The organism is Streptococcus hongkongensis (genome assembly GCF_053206145.1).
On record NZ_JBRUGD010000001.1, the window covers coordinates 36,851 to 58,057 of the forward strand.

At 36.7% G+C, this 21,207-nt stretch carries 20 protein-coding genes and 1 riboswitch; of the genes, 18 read left to right on the forward strand and 2 right to left on the reverse strand.

Going from position 1 to position 21,207, the window contains the following annotated elements; translation table 11 throughout:
- The first annotated feature begins 267 nt into the window (after window positions 1–267).
- The 7 genes from ACVRZD_RS00185 to ACVRZD_RS00215 all read left to right on the forward strand — a co-directional run bounded on the left by ACVRZD_RS00185 (window position 268) and on the right by ACVRZD_RS00215 (window position 7,780).
- Complete coding sequence (locus ACVRZD_RS00185; RefSeq protein WP_080730823.1) at window positions 268–705, forward strand: MarR family winged helix-turn-helix transcriptional regulator; 438 nt, start codon at window positions 268–270, stop codon at window positions 703–705.
- Entirely contained in the window at window positions 702–1,430 is a 729-nt protein-coding gene (locus tag ACVRZD_RS00190; protein ID WP_037624459.1) for an ABC transporter ATP-binding protein, read from the forward strand. Before ACVRZD_RS00185 ends, ACVRZD_RS00190 begins: the two co-directional genes overlap by 4 nt.
- Entirely contained in the window at window positions 1,423–2,946 is a 1,524-nt protein-coding gene (locus tag ACVRZD_RS00195; protein ID WP_447450149.1) for an ABC transporter permease/substrate-binding protein, read from the forward strand. Before ACVRZD_RS00190 ends, ACVRZD_RS00195 begins: the two co-directional genes overlap by 8 nt.
- Before the next feature lie 125 nt (window positions 2,947–3,071).
- Entirely contained in the window at window positions 3,072–4,493 is a 1,422-nt protein-coding gene (locus tag ACVRZD_RS00200) for a glycoside hydrolase family 1 protein (RefSeq protein WP_037624462.1), read from the forward strand.
- 226 nt (window positions 4,494–4,719) lie between these two features.
- On the forward strand, window positions 4,720–5,703 hold the full coding sequence (gene guaC, locus ACVRZD_RS00205; RefSeq protein ID WP_037624464.1) for a GMP reductase: 984 nt from the start codon (window positions 4,720–4,722) through the stop codon (window positions 5,701–5,703).
- A 39-nt stretch (window positions 5,704–5,742) separates the two neighbouring features.
- Window positions 5,743–5,838, forward strand: a riboswitch (purine riboswitch).
- Between the two features lie 89 nt (window positions 5,839–5,927).
- Entirely contained in the window at window positions 5,928–6,509 is a 582-nt protein-coding gene (locus ACVRZD_RS00210) for a xanthine phosphoribosyltransferase (protein WP_037624466.1), read from the forward strand.
- Window positions 6,509–7,780 carry a nucleobase:cation symporter-2 family protein gene (locus ACVRZD_RS00215; protein WP_037624468.1) on the forward strand — a complete coding sequence of 424 codons (1,272 nt, stop codon included), beginning with the start codon at window positions 6,509–6,511 and terminating at the stop codon, window positions 7,778–7,780. The genes ACVRZD_RS00210 and ACVRZD_RS00215 overlap by 1 nt, the downstream gene beginning before the upstream one ends.
- Before the next feature lie 34 nt (window positions 7,781–7,814).
- Here ACVRZD_RS00215 and ACVRZD_RS00220 read toward each other — a convergent pair whose 3' ends face one another.
- A complete protein-coding gene (locus ACVRZD_RS00220) occupies window positions 7,815–8,750 on the reverse strand; it encodes an FAD:protein FMN transferase (RefSeq protein ID WP_037624470.1) in 936 nt (311 codons plus the stop codon).
- A gap of 62 nt (window positions 8,751–8,812) precedes the next feature.
- Complete coding sequence (locus ACVRZD_RS00225; protein ID WP_037624472.1) at window positions 8,813–8,998, reverse strand: 4-oxalocrotonate tautomerase; 186 nt, start codon at window positions 8,996–8,998, stop codon at window positions 8,813–8,815.
- 385 nt (window positions 8,999–9,383) lie between these two features.
- Between ACVRZD_RS00225 and mgtA the strand changes: the two genes are divergently transcribed.
- From mgtA to ACVRZD_RS00280, 11 genes are all read left to right on the forward strand, one after another.
- Entirely contained in the window at window positions 9,384–11,993 is a 2,610-nt protein-coding gene (mgtA, locus tag ACVRZD_RS00230) for a magnesium-translocating P-type ATPase (RefSeq protein WP_037624474.1), read from the forward strand.
- A 557-nt stretch (window positions 11,994–12,550) separates the two neighbouring features.
- The gene (locus ACVRZD_RS00235) at window positions 12,551–13,132 is read left to right on the forward strand and encodes a thymidine kinase (protein ID WP_037624476.1); all 582 of its coding nucleotides are present in this window, start codon (window positions 12,551–12,553) and stop codon (window positions 13,130–13,132) included.
- A 30-nt stretch (window positions 13,133–13,162) separates the two neighbouring features.
- Window positions 13,163–14,242, forward strand: a complete 1,080-nt coding sequence (prfA, locus tag ACVRZD_RS00240; protein WP_037624478.1) for a peptide chain release factor 1 — start codon at window positions 13,163–13,165, stop codon at window positions 14,240–14,242.
- The gene (gene prmC, locus ACVRZD_RS00245; protein WP_037624480.1) at window positions 14,242–15,090 is read left to right on the forward strand and encodes a peptide chain release factor N(5)-glutamine methyltransferase; all 849 of its coding nucleotides are present in this window, start codon (window positions 14,242–14,244) and stop codon (window positions 15,088–15,090) included. Before prfA ends, prmC begins: the two co-directional genes overlap by 1 nt.
- Window positions 15,065–15,655 (forward strand): L-threonylcarbamoyladenylate synthase, encoded by a 591-nt coding sequence (locus ACVRZD_RS00250; protein WP_037624481.1) that lies wholly within the window; start codon window positions 15,065–15,067, stop codon window positions 15,653–15,655. Before prmC ends, ACVRZD_RS00250 begins: the two co-directional genes overlap by 26 nt.
- A gap of 8 nt (window positions 15,656–15,663) precedes the next feature.
- Window positions 15,664–16,098: a GNAT family N-acetyltransferase gene (locus tag ACVRZD_RS00255; protein ID WP_037624483.1), complete on the forward strand. Its 435-nt coding sequence runs from the start codon at window positions 15,664–15,666 to the stop codon at window positions 16,096–16,098.
- A gap of 6 nt (window positions 16,099–16,104) precedes the next feature.
- Entirely contained in the window at window positions 16,105–17,364 is a 1,260-nt protein-coding gene (gene glyA / locus ACVRZD_RS00260) for a serine hydroxymethyltransferase (RefSeq protein WP_037624485.1), read from the forward strand.
- A gap of 3 nt (window positions 17,365–17,367) precedes the next feature.
- Window positions 17,368–18,345, forward strand: coding sequence for a nucleoid-associated protein (locus ACVRZD_RS00265; protein ID WP_037624487.1), 978 nt, complete (start codon window positions 17,368–17,370; stop codon window positions 18,343–18,345).
- Window positions 18,346–18,948: a lysozyme family protein gene (locus ACVRZD_RS00270; RefSeq protein ID WP_037624489.1), complete on the forward strand. Its 603-nt coding sequence runs from the start codon at window positions 18,346–18,348 to the stop codon at window positions 18,946–18,948.
- A gap of 293 nt (window positions 18,949–19,241) precedes the next feature.
- Window positions 19,242–20,609, forward strand: coding sequence for a H2O-forming NADH oxidase (gene nox / locus ACVRZD_RS00275; RefSeq protein ID WP_037624491.1), 1,368 nt, complete (start codon window positions 19,242–19,244; stop codon window positions 20,607–20,609).
- Between the two features lie 23 nt (window positions 20,610–20,632).
- Window positions 20,633–21,163 (forward strand): dihydrofolate reductase family protein, encoded by a 531-nt coding sequence (locus tag ACVRZD_RS00280; protein WP_037624493.1) that lies wholly within the window; start codon window positions 20,633–20,635, stop codon window positions 21,161–21,163.
- Window positions 21,164–21,207 lie beyond the last annotated feature (44 nt).

The following is a 21,207-nucleotide window of genomic DNA, read 5'->3' on the forward strand; positions in this document are numbered from 1 at the left end:
ATCTTTATAGTCCTGTTTGAATACTTATCTAATCTTTTAAGGTTGAAGTGGTCAAAATAATTGACTTACTGCGCAGTAAGGAATAGACTAAAAGTAAGATTTTAGTTTAAGGTTGCAGCCTTTTAGAATACAAGAATAAACCTAGTCTAGTTGGTTAGTTTAATCAGTTAGTGACTGACGCATTAAAAAAAGTTACAACCACTTATGCCTTTATTAAAAGAAACATGGTTTTGGTAAAGCAACTGTTTTAATAGGGAGAGTCTAATAATGAAACTTAAAAAGATGTCTAAGGAATTGGTGAAATCATTTGATAGCTATATCAGTAACTATGAATTATATGCCAGGCAACATGGCTTGCAAGGGAAAAGTCTTCAAATTTTACTGTGGATTTATCATAATCCGCAAGGTGTGACTCAAAAATATTTGTGCCATAAAACATTTTCAACCAAGCAAGTTATCAATGCAACAATCAAAAATTGGATGCAAAAAGGCTATGTGACAATGCAATCAAGGAATGAAGATAAGCGGCAACGCCTTATTTTTCTGACTGAAGATGGTCACTCCTTTGCAAAAAAAATCATTCAACCGTTAGAGGAATGTGAATTGCATGCCATCGGCTCATTAGATGAGAAGGAGAGAGAATTATTGATCACTCTCATGGAGAAGTATACAGCAACTGTAATCAAAGAAATGGAGAATTTATGATTCGATTTAATAAAGTATCAAAAGTATTTGGTGAAACAACTGTTTTACAGGAACAAAGCTTTCAAGTCAACGACCGTGAATTTTATGTTTTAGTCGGATCAAGTGGTTCTGGGAAAACAACCTTATTAAAAATGATTAATTGCTTAATTGAGCCAAGCTCTGGGGAGATATTACTCAATAAAAAGCCACAAAAAGACTATGATTTAAGGGAAATGCGACTTTCAATGGGCTATGTTTTACAGCAAATTGCTCTCTTTCCCAATTTAACTGTAGCGGAGAACATTGCCTTAGTGCCTGAAATGAAAAAATGGTCGCAAGAAGAAATTGCTGAAAAGACTAAGGAATTCTTAGGCAAAGTAGGTCTTAATCCTGAGGATTATATGCACCGTTACCCGAAAGATTTATCTGGAGGAGAACAACAACGTGTTGGCATTGTGCGTGCAATCATTTCCCATCCTAAAATTTTACTGATGGACGAACCTTTTTCTGCCCTGGATCCTATTTCTAAGAAACAATTACAAGATTTGATGCTAGACTTGCATCGTGAATTTGATATGACTATTGTTTTTGTAACGCATGATATCAAAGAAGCAGTAAAATTGGGAGATCGCGTAGCTATTCTTGATAAGGGACAAATTATCCAAGTTGATACACCAGAAGCCATTATTGCTCATCCGGCTAATGACTTTGTGGCTAGTCTTTTTGGAGGTGATGCTAATGACTGATTTAGTATTGACATTTCATAACCGTTTTGGTGAGTGGTTGAAAGCTCTACTAGAACATTTACAAATTTCTTTGATCGCACTATTGATTGCGATTTTAATTGGCATTCCCTTGGCAAGTTTACTCAGTAAAAGTAAACGGTGGTCCGATATTGTTTTACAGATTACCGGGATTTTTCAGACCATTCCCTCGCTAGCCTTGCTTGGTTTATTTATTCCCTTAATGGGGATTGGGACAATCCCAGCAGTAACAGCATTGGTTATTTATGCTATCTTTCCGATTATTCAAAATACAATCACTGGCTTAAATGGAATCGAACCAAGTTTAGTGGAAGCTGGGACTGCTTTTGGGATGACCAAATGGGAAAGACTGAAAAAATTTGAAATCCCAATTGCCATGCCAGTTATTATGTCAGGTGTCCGTACCTCAGCTGTTATGATTATCGGAACAGCAACCTTAGCAGCATTAATTGGAGCAGGGGGACTAGGTGCCTTTATTTTATTAGGAATTGATCGCAACAATCCTAATTTAATTCTGATAGGTGCCATTTCATCAGCTCTTTTGGCCATTTTATTTAATAGTATCTTGCAGTATTTGGAAAAGGCTTCACTGAAAAAAATTATCCTTGCTTTTGCTGTCATTGTTATTGGTTTATTCTCTTCTTATTTACCAAGTATGGTTAATTCTATCAGTAAGAAATCTGAAACCATCATAATTGCTGGTAAATTAGGCGCTGAGCCTGAGATTCTCATTAATATCTACAAAGAAATGATTGAAGAAAAGTCAGACTTACAGGTTGACTTAAAACCTAACTTTGGTAAGACTACTTTCTTATATCAAGCTCTTAAGTCTGGTGATATTGATATTTACCCAGAGTTTACTGGTACGATCACATCAAGTCTCCTTAATGAGAAATTTGCTTTATCTAACAATCCTAAAACGGTTTATAAAGAAGCAAAAGATGGCATTGCTAAACAAGATCATCTTGCCTACTTGAAACCTTTCCAATATCAAAATACTTATGCGGTAGCAATTCCCCAAAAAATTGCCAAAGAAAAGAATATTAGGACAATTTCTGATTTAAAGAATTATCAGTCTGAATTGAAGGCTGGCTTTACCTTGGAATTTAAGGACCGTCCAGATGGTGATATGGGACTTCGTGATTTATATGATCTCAACTTATCTGTTTCTACAATGGAACCAGCTTTACGTTATCAAGCGATCGAGGCTGGAAAGATTCAGATAACGGATGCCTACTCAACAGATGCTGAATTGACTAAATATAAATTACAAGTTCTTGAAGATGATAAACATCTTTTCCCCCCTTATCAGGGTGCACCTTTGATGAAAGAAGCTTTGATTAAAAAACATCCAGAGATTAAAAAAATCCTCAACAAATTGTCAGGTAAAATTACTGAGGAAGAAATGCAAAAAATGAATTATCAAGTTTCGGTTCAAGGAAAGGATGCTAGTAAAGTAGCTCACGATTACCTTGTCAAAGAAAAATTGATTAAATAACACAAAAAGAGCTCATAGCTCTTTTTTTAGACCGTAGCATACTATCAGTAATGCCGTGTATACCATTAGATTTCAAATTAATCTAAAGTTATAATAGAGGTAATCATTAAAAAGGAGACTACTATATGTTTCACAAAACGCTAAAACCATTTCCTGAAAACTTTTTTTGGGGAGCCTCAACATCAGCCTATCAAGTTGAGGGAGCAGCTTTAGACTACGGCAAAGGCCCTTCTTGTCAAGATGTCAAAGAAATTCCAGAAGGAACATCTGATTTATCTGTTTCGGTTGACCACTATCACCATTTTAAGGAAGATATTGCTTTGATGGCAGAAATGGGCTTCAAATCCTATCGTTTTTCAATTTCTTGGTCTCGTCTACTTCCAGAAGGAACTGGTCGTGTCAACCAAGAAGGTATCGAATTTTATAACCAATTAATTGATGAATGTCTCAAATATGAGATTGAACCAATCGTTACTATGTTCCATTTCGATATGCCAGCAGCACTTGATGAGCGAGGATCATGGGGAAATCCTGATTCTGTTGACTGGTTTTTAGAGTTTGCAAAATTGTTGTTTGAAAGTTACGGAGATCGCGTTAACTATTGGTTAACAATTAATGAACAAAATGTCCTTACGTTAGCTGGTCCAATTATCGGAACCTTACACTTACCTGAAGATACAACTAATGTAAAACGTGAAATTTACCAACAAAACCATTACCAACTAGTCGCACAAGCTAAAGCAATGGTGATGTGTCATGAGATGCTTCCTGAAGCAAAAATTGGTCCAGCTCCAAATATTTCACTCATTTATGCTAATTCCAACAAACCAGAGGACGTTATTGCATCACAAAATGCTAATGCTATCCGTAACTGGCTTTATTTGGACATGGCTGTGCATGGAAGATACAACAATTTAGTTTGGGCTTACCTTGGGCACCATGATGTGCAACCGACCTTTAGAGATGGTGATGCAGAAGCTCTGAAAAATGCGAAGCCTGACTTCATTGCTTTCAACTACTATAATTCATCTACAGTTGAATATTGTGCGGAAGACTTCGCTTTGGGAGAAGAAGAGTCTGACCAACAAACAATGTTGACTGAACCTGGTTTTTACCGTGCAGTATCTAATTCTAACTTGCCTAAAACTGAGTTCGGATGGGAAATTGATCCAGTTGGTTTCCGTGCAACTCTTCGTACAATTTATGACCGTTACCAATTACCACTTTTAGTCACTGAAAATGGCTTGGGTGCATACGATACCCTAACAGAAGACGGCAAAGTACACGATCTTTATCGGATTGAGTATCTACGTGCTCATGTTGCACAAATTCAAGAAGCTATTTCTGATGGTGTTGACATGCTTGGTTACAACCCATGGTCAGCCATTGATTTGATTTCAACGCATGAAGGGATTAAAAAACGTTATGGCTTCATTTATGTTGACCGTGATGAATTTGATCTGAAAACGCAAAAAAGGTACAGAAAAGATTCCTTCTATTGGTATAAGAAAGTCATTGCATCAAATGGACAGGATTTGAGCGATTAATCACTATTGTTTGTTATTTTGGTCTAGCTCTCCTAGAACTAGATTTTTGAAATTTCCGAACGTTTAAATATTATTTATCTAATTATTTGACAAAAAAATAACGTAAGTATAGACTGGTATAAGGAAGGGTAAGTTTTTACCTAGCGATGTCTCTTTTTAAGAGGTCATAGGATGGTCATTTTAAAGAAAAAAGTAGTCTCAGATTACTTTCAAAAGGAGAAACCTTATGTTTAATGACATGCCTGTATTTGATTATGAAGATATCCAATTGATACCTAATAAATGTATCATTAGCAGTCGCTCAGAAGCAGATACAAGTGTTAAACTTGGTAAATACACATTTAAATTGCCAGTAATTCCTGCTAATATGCAGACAATTATGGATGAATCTATCGCAGAACAATTTGCAAAAAACGGTTATTTCTACATTATGCATCGTTTTGACGAAGCAAGTCGTAAACCTTTTATTAAACGCATGCATGAGCAAGATTTAATTGCTTCAATTTCAGTAGGTGTTAAAACTTATGAATATGATTTTGTGACATCATTAAAAGAAGATGCGCCGGAGTTCATAACAATTGATATCGCCCATGGGCATGCTAATAGTGTTATTGATATGATTAAACATATCAAAAAAGAATTACCTGAGACTTTTGTCATTGCAGGTAATGTGGGAACTCCTGAAGCAGTTCGCGAATTAGAAAATGCTGGTGCTGACGCAACTAAAGTTGGAATAGGTCCAGGTAAAGTTTGTATCACAAAAGTTAAAACTGGTTTCGGTACTGGTGGATGGCAATTAGCTGCACTTCGTTGGTGTGCTAAAGCTGCTCGTAAACCAATTATTGCTGACGGTGGGATTCGTACACACGGCGATATTGCTAAATCAATTCGTTTTGGTGCCTCAATGGTTATGATCGGCTCTTTATTTGCTGGTCATATTGAAAGCCCTGGTAAAACAGTCGAAGTTGACGGAGAAACATTTAAAGAATATTATGGTTCAGCTTCAGAATACCAAAAAGGTGAGCACAAGAACGTTGAAGGAAAGAAAATTCTCTTACCAACAAAAGGTCATTTATCAGATACGTTAACTGAAATGCGACAAGATTTACAGTCATCTATTTCATATGCTGGCGGAACGGACTTAGATGGTCTTCGCCGAGTTGACTACGTTATTGTTAAAAATTCCATTTGGAATGGCGATCAAATCTAAAAAGTATTGCATTCACGTCTCATATAGTGTAGACTATATAATATTACATAACATTTTACTTATTTATACTGTGAATTGGCGCAGTGTTTCTACAAGACACCGTAATGTCTAACAATAAGTGAGCTTAGAGAGCTTGCTTGGTTTTTTAACCTAGCAAAATAAAGGGGCTTTTCCCTTTGTTTTGCAGCGAGCTTTTTTTGTTTTCAAAAAAAGAGAGGAAAATCATGAAATTACTAGAAGATCGCATGCTAAAAGATGGCACTATTCTTGGGGAGAATATCTTAAAAGTAGATAGCTTTCTGACGCACCAAGTTGATTACAAACTGATGAAAGAAATAGGAAGTGTTTTTGCCAAAGCGTATACTGAAGCTGGTATTACTAAAGTTGTCACAATTGAAGCATCAGGAATTGCTCCTGCGATCTATGTGGCAGAAGCATTGGATGTTCCGATGATTTTTGCTAAGAAACATAAAAATATTACCATGACAGAAGGTATTTTGACAGCTGAAGTTTATTCTTACACGAAGCAAGTTACAAGCACCGTATCAATTGCTAGTAAGTTTTTAACAACTACAGATAAGGTTTTGATTATTGATGACTTTTTAGCTAATGGCCAAGCTGCAAAAGGCTTAATTGATATTATTACGCAAGCAGGTGCCACTGTCAAAGGAGTTGGCATTGTCATTGAAAAATCATTCCAAGATGGTCGTCAAGTCATTGAAAATCAAGGAGTCAAAGTTACTTCATTGGCACGCATCAAAAACTTTGAAAATGGCAAATTAAACTTTATGGAGGCCGACGCATAATGTCAAGCACAGAGCAACATTCACACTCACAATCAGCTATCTTGGGGCTACAACATTTATTATCCATGTATGCTGGTTCAATTCTTGTTCCCATCATGATTGCAGGTGCCCTTGGCTATTCTGCAAAAGAACTAACGTATTTAATTTCTACGGATATTTTTATGTGTGGAATTGCGACATTTTTGCAGTTACAACTAAATAAACAATTTGGTGTCGGATTGCCAGTAGTTTTAGGCTGTGCCTTCCAATCAGTTGCACCTTTATCAATTATTGGCGCACACCAGGGTTCTGGCGCAATGTTTGGTGCTTTGATTGCTTCAGGTATTTTCGTCATTTTGATTGCAGGTGTTTTCTCTAAAATTGCTCGTTTTTTCCCACCAATTGTTACTGGTTCGGTTATCACAACGATTGGTTTGTCGCTTATCCCAGTAGCGATGGGGAATATGGGTAATAATAGTCCTAAACCAACTGGGGAAAGTGTGATTCTTGCCTTACTAACTGTCTTCATCATACTTTTTATTCAAAAATTTGCGACTGGATTTATTAAGTCTATAGCTATTTTGATTGGTTTGGTATTTGGAACAGTCATTGCAGCAGTTATGGGCTTAGTTGACACAACAGCAGTTGCAAGTGCGCCTTGGATTCATATTCCGACTCCATTTTATTTTGGTGCCCCAAAATTTGAAATCACATCTATTGTCATGATGTGTATCATAGCTATAGTTTCAATGGTAGAATCAACAGGTGTTTATCTAGCTTTATCAGATATTACTGATGATAAATTAGATAGTACACGTCTTAGAAATGGTTACCGTGCCGAAGGGATGGCTGTCTTATTGGGGGGATTATTTAATACCTTCCCTTATACTGGATTCTCTCAAAACGTTGGTCTCGTCCGTTTATCTGGCATTAAGACTCGCCGTCCGATTTACTACACAGCAATCTTCTTGATTGTCATTGGTCTTTTGCCAAAATTTGGTGCCCTTGCTCAAATGATTCCAAGCCCAGTACTAGGTGGCGCCATGTTAGTATTATTTGGTATGGTTGCACTACAAGGAATGCAAATGTTAAACCGTGTCGATTTTGCAGGCAATGAACATAATTTCATCATCGCAGCGGTGTCCATCGCAGCAGGTGTTGGCTTTAATGGGACTAATTTATTTGCAAGTCTTCCATCAACAGCAAATATGTTTTTGACCAATGGAATTGTCATTGCAACAGTAACAGCAGTTGTATTAAATCTTATATTTAACAAAAATCAAAATGGATAAACAAAAAAGCTCAGTTATTGCTGAGCTTTTTGAATTAGTATAGGTAGCGGAAGTTACCTTTTAGACCATCAGTTTTGGCTATCGTACCGTGATTGGTGATGATAATACCTTCAACACCATCTAAACCATTGATAATATGATAGGCTTGCATCGGGTTAATGCCGAAAAGGCGAGTTGTCCAAATTTCACAATCTAAAGACTTATCTGCAATAATCGTTAAGCTAGCCATATCTGTTTCAATTGGGTAACCAGTGTCACGGTCAAAGATATGGTGATATCGTTTACCATTAACAGTCAAATGACGTTCGTAAATACCTGAAGTGACGACAGATTGGTTTTCAATCTTGACAATTCCAAGATTGTTCCCCCTCTTTTTATTAGGATCTTGAATGCCAATATAGAAGCGTCCATCTGGACGGTTTTTATTTTTTCCGTGCACTAAAACATTGCCACCAAGATTTAAAAGTGCAGATTCAATGCCATCTGAAATCAGATAATCCATTACTTTATCGGCGATATAGCCTTTGGCTAAGGCACCTAGGTCAATTTTCATACCCTCTTGACTGAGAAAAACAGAATGATTTTCTGGGAAAAGTTCGATCTTGCTTGGATCAGTTAAATTTAAGGCCTTTTTTATGATATGCTCCTCGGGGAGCTTGGCATCTGAAAAACCAATACGCCAGGTCTGAACGAGAGGTCCAATTGCAATATTTAAATTATTAGCTAGTCCAAAACTTTGTTCTTTACCAATAGCAATGAGTTCAAACAAATCAGGATGAACAGATATAGCATGTTTACCTGCAGCATGATTAATAGCCATTAACTCTGAGTCGTCATCGTTAGCACTAAAACGGTTTTTATAGATGTCAAATAAGTTACAGACTGTCGCTATCTGTTGCTCTGCTTTAGCAGAATTAATTTCAATATCAATGATGGTACCCATCAGTCTTAATTTTTCTTTTGCAAACATTTGATATCCTTTCTAAACCGTAGTGTAACCATGTACAAAAGGGGCTAAGTTGCCCCTTTAGATTAATTTTTTAGTTTCATTTCTCCAGCAGGGAAATATGTTCCTTCTGGCATATCATTAATCATGACATGGATATTTTCTTTAGGGGCATTGGCAATACGAGAAACAACTTCAGTGACTTCTCGAGCTAGTTCTATTTTTTGTTCTTGAGTACGCCCCTCAAATAAATCAATTGTTACAAACGGCATAATTGTCTCCTTCTTTCTATTCTATATTCTACCACCTTTCATCCCAAAAAGCCTATATTTTTTATTAGAAATTTAGAGTGAAAATAAAAGCGTTTTTATACTATAAAAAAGATGATTTGTTATCGCCAAAGAAAATAATATGTGTTAGAATTAGTGAGTTAAAGAAATTTTTTGATAATTTTCATTTAAAGTCTCAAGCAAAGTCTTTTAGGTGATGTCAATGGTCACAATTTTTCTTTAATAACTAGTTGTATAATATAGCAAATCAAAGCCATTTTAAAGGTAAAATGTTTTTGATGTGCTCCTTTTGCAAAACTATTAAGTTCTAAGGTTCAGAGATACTGATAAACTTAGGAAAACCAAAAATTGAAAAGGAGAGGTAATCATGGCAAAGAAACTAAATCTTAAAAAAAATGATAACCTTACATTACTTGCGCAACTCAGTCAAGAAGAGTTATTCACTAAACTTGGCACTAATTTTACTGGTTTATCTAGTAATGATGCGCAAGAACGACTTGAAGCTTATGGATTAAATGTTATTGCTTCACAAAAATTGACACCTTGGTACATCATCCTTTGGCATGCCTTTCGAAATCCCTTTTCCTTAGTCTTAGCATTTTTGGTTATTGTATCGGTACTAACTGGCGAAATTGAACCAGCTATCTATATGTGTGTGATGATAGTTCTATCAGCAAGTGTTTCCTTTGTCCAAGAGTATAAAAGTGAAAAAGCTTCAAATGCGCTTCGGGAAATGATTGAAAATACAACAAACGTAAGACGTGACGGTGAGTTTCGAGAAGTTCCCATGGATGAAGTGGTACCAGGTGATATTATTCGTCTCCATACGGGCGATATGATCCCAGCAGATGCTATCTTGCTTCATTCAAAGGATTTATTTATTAATCAGTCTAGCTTGACAGGAGAATCCTATCCCGTTGAAAAAAGACTTGTCGCTGATTTAGATGCAGATGAGGATCTTGATTGGTCAACTATGTCTTCTATTGATGCGCCAAATATTCTATTTATGGGGACAGATGTCCTTTCTGGGACGGGTGAAATCCTGATTGTTAAAACTGGTAGTCAAACGATGTTTGGGGATATAGCTGTTAAGTCATCTAGCTCAGCTCGCGTCCAATCTTCTTTTGACAAAGGCTTGAATCGTATTTCGCGACTCTTGATGACCATCGTTCTCATTTTATTTCCTATCGTTTTTGTCATTAATTGGATGACTAAAGATTCAGCACTGAGTGCCTTTTTCTTTGCAATAGCTGTCGCAGTTGGATTAACTCCGGAAATGTTACCAATGGTTGTTAATACCAATCTAGCTAAAGGTGCCGTTGCACTTTCCAAAAAGAAAGTTATCGTTAAGCAATTATCGGCTATCCAGAACTTAGGATCGATGAATATCCTTTGTACAGACAAAACTGGGACAATTACCGAAGACCGGGTTGTGATGATGTCGTATGTAGGGCCGTTGGGAGAAAAGAAACGTCATGTCCTACATGCGGCCTTTATCAACTCATATTTCCAAACAGGTTGGAAAAATTTGATGGATATTGCTATCATCCAATATTTCAATAAACACCCTCGCGAGTTTAATTATTCTCGGATGGAAAAAGTCGACGAAATCCCATTTGATTTTTCACGTCGTCGCTTATCTGTTGTTGTACGAGAAGATGATAAAATACTTATGGTCACTAAAGGTGCAGTAGAAGAAATGGAATCTATCTGCACGCATATGAGAGTTGATGGTGTTGACATCCCAATTACGCCAGAAAAAAGAGAAGCTTTCCGACTCGTTAATAAGGAAATGAACTTAGATGGGATGCGCGTGCTTACCGTTGCTCAACGATTATTGACAGAAGAAGAATTAGAAAACTTTGATGAAAATAGTGAACAAGAGATGACACTGATTGGTTTTCTTGGATTTTTAGATCCAGCTAAGAAAAGTGCCAAATCAGCTATTACTGGCTTACATGGGCATGGTGTTGCCGTAAAAGTATTAACTGGAGACAATGCAATTGTCGCCAAAAAAGTTTGTGATGATGTTGGTATTCCTGTCGATAAATACTATTTAGGTACAGATATCGATCAAATGGATGACCAAACCTTATTTGATGCGGCAATGGAAGCACATCTTTTTGCCAAATTATCACCCCTTCAAAAGTCACGAATTATTGAAATTTTACGTACTGTAAATACTGTTGGTTTTATGGGAGACGGGATCAATGATGCTCCAGCTTTGAGGGCAGCAGATGTTGGCATATCTGTAGATACGGCTGCTGATATTACTAAAGATGCTAGTACGATTATCCTATTAGAAAAATCGCTTCAGGTATTAGAAACGGGTGTGATCGAAGGTAGAAAAGTCTTTTCTAATATGATGAAGTATCTGCGAATCACCCTGTCATCAAATTTTGGTAATGTCTTTTCAGTTTTAGTAGCTTCAGCATTTTTACCATTTTTACCAATGCTCTCCACTCAACTGCTAACCCTTAATTTAATTTATGATATTTCTCAATTAACAACACCTTGGGATCATGTCGATGAAGAAGAAATTGCTCAACCTGTCCAATGGGGAACAAGTGGATTAGCAAAATTTGCTTTTACACTTGGGCCATTATCATCTATTTTTGATATCACAACTTATGCGATACTATGGTTTGTAATGGGCTATCATGGTCTTCATCAATCACCATTGTTCCAATCTGGTTGGTTCATAGAATCCTTGGCAACACAAGCCTTAGCGTTTCATATTTTAAGAACGCGGAAATTACCGTTTGTAAAAAGCCGTGCCGCAATGCCAATTTTCTTATCTACAATCGGTGCATTTGTGGTCGGAGGTATTTTGATTAGTACACGACTAGGCGATATGATTAGCTTGAATCATGTCGAAGCAAGATTCCTGCTTTGGTGGATTCTAATTGTAATAGCTTACTGCATCGTTTTACAAATTGGGAAATGGTTATACTATAAATATAACCCAGAGTATTAACCCCAAAACTGCTTTGTTCAAAAAATAAAGTAAGGTATAAAAAATAAAAGACTTAGTTCTGTATAGTATAGGACTAAGTCTTTTTGCTATAGCATAATTATGAGATGTGGAATCGTTGACAGAATTATTAATGTAAGAAAACTAGTGTTGCTGCTTTAAAAACTTACAGCATAGTTAACAGGTGAATTTATTTTACAGTCTAGAAAAAGGCAGGCTAATCTTTTTTAGGCTGTTTTCCCAATTGAAATTATCATAAGAAAGTCGAAAAGGCAGAGCAAATTGTCTGAAAATATGGTATAATTGTAAAAGAATTTTGTCTAATTTTGGTAGGCCTTTACAAGTGAGTAAATGGTTGCTACTGAACAGTTTAGCCCCAATTAGGTTAACTAACTTTCTTTACTTTAATGAGTGAAGTTGGGGAGCTGTTAAGGTTGATCTAATGTGTTTTGAAAGAATTAGGGAACTGCTGATAGGAAGATTGGATAGAGTGAGTGAGTCAGTCAGGCCAAAACAATAGCGTGAAACTGATCGGGAAATTTTAGAAAGATTATAGGAAAATGGCTCAGTTATATTATAAATATGGGACAATGAATTCTGGCAAGACAATTGAAATCTTGAAAGTGGCACACAATTACGAGGAGCAAGGCAAACCAGTCGTTATCATGACCAGTGCTTTAGATACTAGAGATGGTTTCGGAGTTGTATCTAGTCGCATTGGGATGAAGCGCGAAGCTATTCCGATCAATGACCAAATGGATATCTTTACTTATATTAAGAGTTTTGAGAAAAAACCATATTGTATCCTCATTGATGAAAGTCAGTTTTTATCCAAATCTAATGTCTATGATTTAGCAAGAGTAGTTGATGAACTTGATGTTCCTGTTATGGCTTTTGGCTTAAAGAATGACTTCCAAAATGAGCTATTTGAAGGCTCTAAATATTTGTTATTACTAGCAGATAAAATTGAGGAAATTAAAACAATTTGTCAGTACTGTAGTAAAAAAGCCACTATGGTCCTTCGGACAAAAGATGGTATTCCAGTTTATGCTGGTGAGCAGATTCAAATTGGGGGTAATGAAACCTATATCCCTGTTTGTCGTAAGCATTATTTTCATCCCCCGATGTTAGGTGAAAAGTAAGAAAGAAAAGTAGAGGAGACACCCACAAGTATGAACATATATGATCAGTTACAGGCTGTCGAAGATCGTTATGAAGAGCTAGGCGAATTATTAAGTGACCCAGCAGTTGTTTCAGATACCAAACGATTCATGGAATTATCAAAAGAAGAAGCAAGTACACGTGAAACAGTTGATGTCTATCGTAAATATAAAGATGTTATCCAAGCAATCGCTGATGCGGAAGAAATGATTAAAGATTCAGGTGGTGATGCAGACATCGAAGAGATGGCAAAAGAAGAACTGAAAGAATCAAAAGCAGCTAAGGAAACTTATGAAGAAGAATTAAAAATATTACTTCTGCCAAAAGATCCAAATGATGATAAAAACATTATCTTAGAAATCCGTGGTGCAGCAGGTGGTGATGAAGCTGCTTTATTTGCTGGTGATTTATTAACTATGTATCAAAAGTTTGCAGAAAGCCAAAACTGGCGCTTTGAAGTCATGGAAGCTACTTATAATGGTGTTGGCGGCATTAAAGAAGTTGTTGCCATGGTTTCTGGACAATCGGTTTACTCAAAATTGAAATATGAATCTGGTGCCCACCGTGTTCAACGTGTACCAGTGACAGAAAGTCAAGGGCGTGTTCATACGTCAACGGCCACAGTTTTAGTGATGCCTGAAGTGGAAGAAGTTGATTATGAGATTGATCCAAAAGATTTACGTGTCGATATCTACCATGCCTCAGGAGCCGGTGGACAGAACGTCAATAAAGTAGCAACAGCCGTTCGTATGGTTCACATTCCAACTAATATTAAAGTTGAAATGCAAGAAGAAAGAACGCAACAAAAAAATAGAGACAAGGCAATGAAAATTATTCGTGCGCGTGTTGCAGACCATTTTGCTCAAATTGCTCAAGATGAGCAAGATGCGGAACGGAAATCAACAGTTGGTACTGGAGATCGTTCAGAGCGTATTCGTACCTATAATTTCCCACAAAATCGTGTGACAGACCACCGAATTGGTCTGACGCTTCAAAAATTAGATACGATTTTATCTGGAAAAATGGATGAAGTTGTTGATGCTTTGGTTCTTTATGACCAAACACAAAAATTAGAAGAACTCAATAACTAATGAATTATGCACAAACCATTGCCCACTACCAAACGGAATTGACAGTGGTCGGTGAAGATCCAGGAAATATCAGTTATGTCTTTAGAGAACTAAAAAACTGGTCTTCTTTAGATTTCCTTCTTCATCAAAATAAGGAAGTTTCTATAGAGGATCAGTTACTTTTTCAAGATATTATGAGGCAATTAAAGGACCACCGGTCACCTCAATATATCACAGGTAAAGCCTATTTTCGGGATTTGATTCTGACAGTTGACGAACGGGTTCTCATTCCTAGGCCTGAGACGGAGGAACTGGTTTCACTCATTCTAAAGGAGCACGGGAATGAACCTCTTCGTGTCCTTGACATCGGTACGGGTAGCGGAGCGATTGCTCTGAGCCTAAAAAAAGAGCGGCCTAACTGGCAGGTTGATGCAGCTGATATCTCTCTTGATGCCTTAAGCCTTGCGCAGGAAAATGCTAAACAGCTCAGTTTAGAAATTAATTTCCTACATTCGGATCTCTTTCGTGAAATTTTTGGGAAATATGATATCATTGTATCTAACCCACCTTACATTGCCGTCGAGGATAAGGAGGAGGTTGGATTGAATGTCTGGTACTCTGAGCCACATCTTGCTTTGTTTGCTGAAGAAAATGGCTTTGCGATTTACAGAGCTATTTTGAAACAAGCAAAAGATTACATGGCTGAAAATGCTAGTCTCTATTTCGAAATTGGCTACAAACAGGGTCAAGACTTAATGAAATTAGCAAAAGTGATGTTACCTGACTATAGAGTCAGACTTTTACAAGATTATTTTGGTAAAGATAGGATGGTAGTGATCGATCATGAAAGACCTGACAGAGGTAATTGAAGCTGGGCAAGCAGTCGTTTTACCAACTGAAACAGTTTATGGCCTATTTGCCAAAGCTATGGATGAAGCAGCAGTGGACTATGTCTACCATTTAAAGCAGAGAACCAGAGATAAGGCAATGAATTTAAATGTTGCCTCTTATCAAGATATCCTAACCTTTTCAAAAGATCAGCCAGACTATTTAAAAAAGCTCGTTGAAACCTTTTTACCTGGGCCTTTAACCATTATATTAAAGGCTAACGATAAGGTTCCGACCTGGATTAATTCTGGCAAAAGGACTATAGGATTTCGAATGCCAAAGCATTCTGTCACTAGTCAAATTATTAGAGAAACAGGTCCATTGATTGGTCCTTCTGCCAATATTTCAGGTGATGAGAGTGGAAAAACCTTTGAAGCAATTATAAAAGCTTTTAATGACCAAGTTTCTGGCTATGCTGATGATGCTGCTTTGACAGGTCAAGACTCGACAATTATTGATCTTTCAGGTGATACCGTTAAAATCCTCCGCCAAGGGGCAATAACCAAAGAAGAATTACTAGCTAAGGTTCCAGAATTAGAATTTTGAGGTGACTTATGATTAGAAAGTTCAGTCTAACTGATGCTATACAGTTGCAAGAAATTAATAATAAATCTTTAGGGTATTCTTTTTCTTTAGAGGATTGCCAAAAACGACTGAAGTCTGTTTTAGAGAATGCTGATCATATCCTAATTGGATACACTGATGATCTATCGAACTTGCTAGTGGGCTATTGTCACATTCAGCTCTATCAAACCACCTATGCCCCTACGGTTTATAATATTCTTGGACTTGCTGTCTTACCAGACTACCAAGGTCAAGGCATAGGGCGCCAATTAATAAGTGCAGTTGAAGAAATTGCTAAAAATAACAAGGTTAATTATATTCGTTTGAACTCAGGAGAAAGCCGTACAGAAGCGCATGCTTTTTATGAGCATCTGGGTTATAAATCTGATAAATTACAAAAACGCTTTTTGAAAGAATTGAGGTAAAAACAAATGATTTTTGATAAAGAAAACTACCAAGAATATGATAAAGAACTTTGGGATGCTATTCATGCTGAAGAAGAAAGACAAGAACATAATATTGAATTAATTGCCTCTGAAAATGTTGTTTCAAAAGCTGTTATGAAGGCTCAGGGCTCTGTTCTGACAAACAAGTATGCGGAGGGCTACCCAGGCAATCGTTATTATGGTGGAACAGAACATGTCGATGTTGTTGAAAATTTAGCCATTGAACGTGCTAAAGAATTATTTGGAGCAAAATTTGCTAATGTCCAAACTCATTCAGGTAGTCAGGCAAATGCTGCTGCCTATACGGCTTTAATCGAGGCTGGGGACACCGTCCTTGGAATGGATTTAGCTGCTGGCGGTCATTTAACACATGGTTCCCCTGTAAATTTCTCTGGTAAAACATATAATTTTGTAGGATACAATGTTGATAAAGACACTGAAATGCTTGATTATGAAGCTATTTTACAGCAAGCAAAAGAAGTTAATCCTAAACTAATTGTCGCAGGTGCTTCAGCCTATTCACGTACAATTGATTTTGCGAAATTCCGTCAAATTGCCGACCAAGTCGGAGCCTATTTAATGGTTGATATGGCTCATATTGCGGGATTAGTTGCCGCAGGCCTTCACCCAAGTCCAGTACCATATGCAGACATTACAACCTCTACAACTCATAAAACTCTGAGAGGTCCCCGTGGTGGACTGATTCTTACCAACGATGAAGCGATTGCTAAAAGAATTAACTCTGCGGTCTTCCCTGGTATGCAAGGTGGTCCACTTGAGCACGTCATTGCTGCAAAAGCTGTCTCGTTCAAAGAAGCTCTTGATCCAGCCTTTAAAGACTATGCTCAAGCTATCATTGATAATACGGCAGCAATGGCATCAGTCTTTGAAGCAGATGAACGTTTTCGTGTGATTTCGGGTGGAACTGATAACCATGTCTTCTTAGTAGACGTGACAAAGGTCATTGCTAATGGTAAATTGGCTCAAAATCTTCTTGATGACGTTAATATCACCCTCAATAAGAATTCAATTCCATATGAAACTTTGTCACCATTTAAGACTTCAGGGATTAGAATTGGCTGCGCAGCTATTACCAGTCGTGGGATGGATGTGACAGCAAGTAAAGAAATTGCCCAATTAATCATTACTGCGCTTGTAAACCACGATAAGCAAGAAGTTTTAAATCAGGTTCGTCAAGATGTTCGTTCCATTACGGATGCCTTCCCTTTATATGAAAACTTATAAAACATGTTAGATATATATATTAAAAAAATTGTTATTCATCAATTCTCACCTAATGATACGGAACTGTTTTTATCAGATGGTCTCGTTAATATTACGCCACGGATTGATGAGTATTTCAGAAAGAAATTAGCTAAAGTCTTTTCAGATGATGCCAAACGTGGTCATTTTGAAGCCGATAATGTTTTTAGAGAGCTAATTACAGATGATTTTATTAGTTCAAGTCAGCAAGTGGCTACGCTTTGGAAAGAAGAGTTTGTTATTTCAGAAGACCAGAAAACGAATGATCTGGTCTTTCTTCAATTTGATAAAGAAGGTCAACCTTACTTTGCATTCTTACGAATTGCATTGAAAGAAAGTTTTGCTCATATGGCTGAGAGTCAGGAGAACCCATTTAGTATCACTCAAAATAATCTCCCATCTGCTACACAAGCACCAGATGAAGCATTAGTGATTAACTTACAGGCTAATTCTTACTATTTGATTGAAAAAAGAGTGAAACATAATGGCTCTTTTGAGAATTATTTTTCTGAAAATTTATTGAAAGTGAAACCTAAGCAATCTGTAAAAAAATCAATCAAAACCCTAGAACAGACTGCACAAAAGATTGCTGAAAACTTTAATCAGGATGATTTTGCTTTTCAATCGAAAGTCAAATCAGCTATTTATAAAAATCTAGAAGAAGAGGCCGAATTATCCCCTGAAAAACTGGCAGATCAGCTTTTCGATAATAATTTGACTGCACGCTTAACTTTTGTTGATCAGGTTAAAGAAAGTATTCCAGAACCAATTCAAGTAAGTGACATCGACCACTCTAGACAGATTAAGAAATTTGAAAGTCAAAAACTATCACTTTCAAATGGGATTGAGCTGATTGTACCAAATACAGTTTATCAAGATGCTGATTCAGTTGAATTCATTATGAATGATGACGGAACTTATTCAATCTTGATTAAAAATATAGAGGATATCAAGAATAAATAAATGTTGAAATTTTTCAAACGTGTTATTTTTCTGGTTGTTTTCATTTTTTGTATCTTTCAAGTGTCCATTACCTATAAGAACGTTCACAATGTTTTGCAATACAAAGATCTCGTTAAGAAAACACTAGCTGAGAATAATACCAACGCAAATGTTAATCTCGTCCTAGCTATGATTTACACTGAAACAAAGGGCGGTGAAGCAGATGTCATGCAAGCCAGTGAAAGTAGTACTGGTACAACCAATTCAATTACAGATAGTCAAACAAGTATTAGCCATGGTGTTAAGCTCTTATCACATAATCTAGACTTAGCCAAGAAAGCACAGGTTGATTCATGGACTGCAGTTCAAGCCTACAATTTTGGAACATCCTATATTGATTATGTTGCTCAACACGGTGGAGAAAATACGATTTCCTTAGCAAAAGGCTATTCAAGAACAGTAGTTGCTCCAAGTTTAGGTAATACAAGTGGTGAAACTTATTTCTATTATCACCCCCTAGCCCTTGTTTCTGGTGGCAGATTATATAAAAATGGTGGAAATATCTACTATTCTAGAGAAGTTAAATTTAATCTTTATCTCATTGAACTCATGTCATTAGTTTAAACCATTAATAAGAAAACTGACCAGTTCTAAAAAACGAGTCAGTTTTTTTGATAAAAAAATATAATTGAAAATTCTGAACAAAAGATAAATTAAATTCGTTTAGTGTTTGTGAATTCACAAACATTAGCGGTTTATTTTGTGTTCTTTTTCACTTAAACACGAAAAATCGCCTAGTTTAGGACATTTTGGGAACTTATGATTTTGTGAAATGGTGAGCATATTCTTTTGTAGTCCATTTTTCCTATGCTATAATGAAGGCCTAACTAAAAATTGTGAAAAGAGGAACAATATATATGGCAAAAATCGTCGTCGTAGGAACTAACCACGCAGGAACAGCTTCCATTAAAACAATGTTAAATAATTACGGATCTGACAATGAAATTGTCACATTCGATCAAAATTCTAATATTTCTTTTCTAGGTTGTGGAATGGCATTATGGATTGGTGAACAAATTGATGGACCAGAAGGACTATTTTATTCTGACAAAGAAGAATTAGAGTCTTTAGGTGCCAAGGTTTATATGGAATCACCAGTTTTAAACATTGATTTCGACCAAAAAGTTGTAACAGCTTTAGTTGATGGAAAAGAGCATCACGAAACATATGATAAACTTATCTTAGCAACAGGTTCACAACCAATTATTCCTCCAATCAAGGGAGTTGAATTAGATAAAGAGTCACTTGAATTCAAAGCGACTTTAGAAAATCTACAATTTGTTAAGTTGTATCAAAATTCAGCTGACGTTATTGAAAAATTAGCCAAACCTGGCCTTGATAAAATTGCAGTTGTTGGTGCTGGTTATATTGGTGTAGAATTAGCAGAAGCATTCCAACGCAAAGGCAAAGAAGTTGTCCTTGTTGACATTGCTGAAACATGTATGGGTGGTTATTACGATCGTGAATTCACAGACCTTATGAGTAAAAACCTAGAGGACCATGGTATTCAACTAGCCTTTGGCCATACCTTGCAAGCTGTAGAGGGTGATGGCAAAGTTGAACGTATCGTGACAGATAAAGCTAGCTTTGACGTTGATATGGTTATCATGGCAGTTGGTTTCAAACCGAATACTGGACTTGGTCAAGGGAAACTTGATACATTACCAAATGGTGCATGGATTGTAGATAAAAAACAAGAAACAAGTATGAAAGGTGTTTATGCTATCGGTGATTGTGCAACGATTTACGACAACGCCCGCCAAGATGTTAACTACATCGCATTAGCATCAAATGCTGTTCGTACAGGTATTGTTGCAGCACATAATGCTTGTGGACATGAACTTGAAGGAGTTGGAGTTCAAGGGTCAAACGGTATTTCAATCTATGGTCTAAATATGGTTTCAACAGGTTTAACCCTTGCAAAAGCAAAAGAAGCTGGATTTAATGCGTTAGAGACTGGCTTTAACGATCTCCAAAAACCTGAGTTTATCAAACACGGCAACCATGTCGTTGAAATTAAAATTGTCTATGATAAAGATAGCCGTGTTATCTTAGGTTGTCAAATGGTTTCAAAAGAAGATATTTCAATGGGAATTCATATGTTCTCACTAGCTATTCAAGAAAAAGTAACGATTGAAAAGCTTGCTTTGATGGATATTTTCTTCCTTCCACACTTTAACAAACCATATAACTACATTACAATGGCTGCTCTATCAGCTAAGTAAAAACTATTAGAAAAGAGGATTAGATGAGGCAGTTAGTCTTAAATATCGCCATGAGCTTAGATGGTTTTATTGCTAAAGAAGATGGTACTTATGACTGGATAGATGGGCATGGGACTGACCAATTTGATACCCCATTACAGTTTGATAACCCAGACTTCTTTGCCTCATGTGACACGATTATCATGGGGCGCAAAGCCTATGATGACTGTCCACTAGAAATGATTGATGGCCATGAACAGAAACAATTTTACGTGGCAACCCATCAGGACAGACTTTCGGACAGACCAAATCTTCACTTTACCTCAACGGTGTTAGATGATATCAAAGCCCTTAAAGCAGAAGAAGGTGGGCCGATTTGGTTGTTCGGTGGAGCAGATTTGGTCCAATTGATGATCGATAACGATATGATAGATCAGTACATTATTGGCATCATCCCAACAATCCTTGGACAAGGTCGACCTTTATTCAAAGGAAATGACCAAGAACACAAGTTACAACTGATAGAATCAACAATTACTGATGGCATTGCCATGCTACGGTATATCAAGAGATAAGAAAAGGTCCATAGGGACCTTTTCTTATTGTTATAAATTGACAG

Coding starts and splice junctions, on each gene's coding strand:
- ACVRZD_RS00185 (WP_080730823.1), top strand. CDS start 268: ATGAAACTTAAAAAGATGTCTAAGGAATTGGTGAAATCATTTGATAGC.
- ACVRZD_RS00190 (WP_037624459.1), top strand. CDS start 702: ATGATTCGATTTAATAAAGTATCAAAAGTATTTGGTGAAACAACTGTT.
- ACVRZD_RS00195 (WP_447450149.1), top strand. CDS start 1,423: ATGACTGATTTAGTATTGACATTTCATAACCGTTTTGGTGAGTGGTTG.
- ACVRZD_RS00200 (WP_037624462.1), top strand. CDS start 3,072: ATGTTTCACAAAACGCTAAAACCATTTCCTGAAAACTTTTTTTGGGGA.
- guaC (WP_037624464.1), top strand. CDS start 4,720: ATGTTTAATGACATGCCTGTATTTGATTATGAAGATATCCAATTGATA.
- ACVRZD_RS00210 (WP_037624466.1), top strand. CDS start 5,928: ATGAAATTACTAGAAGATCGCATGCTAAAAGATGGCACTATTCTTGGG.
- ACVRZD_RS00215 (WP_037624468.1), top strand. CDS start 6,509: ATGTCAAGCACAGAGCAACATTCACACTCACAATCAGCTATCTTGGGG.
- ACVRZD_RS00220 (WP_037624470.1), bottom strand. CDS start 8,750: ATGTTTGCAAAAGAAAAATTAAGACTGATGGGTACCATCATTGATATT.
- ACVRZD_RS00225 (WP_037624472.1), bottom strand. CDS start 8,998: ATGCCGTTTGTAACAATTGATTTATTTGAGGGGCGTACTCAAGAACAA.
- mgtA (WP_037624474.1), top strand. CDS start 9,384: ATGGCAAAGAAACTAAATCTTAAAAAAAATGATAACCTTACATTACTT.
- ACVRZD_RS00235 (WP_037624476.1), top strand. CDS start 12,551: ATGGCTCAGTTATATTATAAATATGGGACAATGAATTCTGGCAAGACA.
- prfA (WP_037624478.1), top strand. CDS start 13,163: ATGAACATATATGATCAGTTACAGGCTGTCGAAGATCGTTATGAAGAG.
- prmC (WP_037624480.1), top strand. CDS start 14,242: ATGAATTATGCACAAACCATTGCCCACTACCAAACGGAATTGACAGTG.
- ACVRZD_RS00250 (WP_037624481.1), top strand. CDS start 15,065: ATGAAAGACCTGACAGAGGTAATTGAAGCTGGGCAAGCAGTCGTTTTA.
- ACVRZD_RS00255 (WP_037624483.1), top strand. CDS start 15,664: ATGATTAGAAAGTTCAGTCTAACTGATGCTATACAGTTGCAAGAAATT.
- glyA (WP_037624485.1), top strand. CDS start 16,105: ATGATTTTTGATAAAGAAAACTACCAAGAATATGATAAAGAACTTTGG.
- ACVRZD_RS00265 (WP_037624487.1), top strand. CDS start 17,368: ATGTTAGATATATATATTAAAAAAATTGTTATTCATCAATTCTCACCT.
- ACVRZD_RS00270 (WP_037624489.1), top strand. CDS start 18,346: ATGTTGAAATTTTTCAAACGTGTTATTTTTCTGGTTGTTTTCATTTTT.
- nox (WP_037624491.1), top strand. CDS start 19,242: ATGGCAAAAATCGTCGTCGTAGGAACTAACCACGCAGGAACAGCTTCC.
- ACVRZD_RS00280 (WP_037624493.1), top strand. CDS start 20,633: ATGAGGCAGTTAGTCTTAAATATCGCCATGAGCTTAGATGGTTTTATT.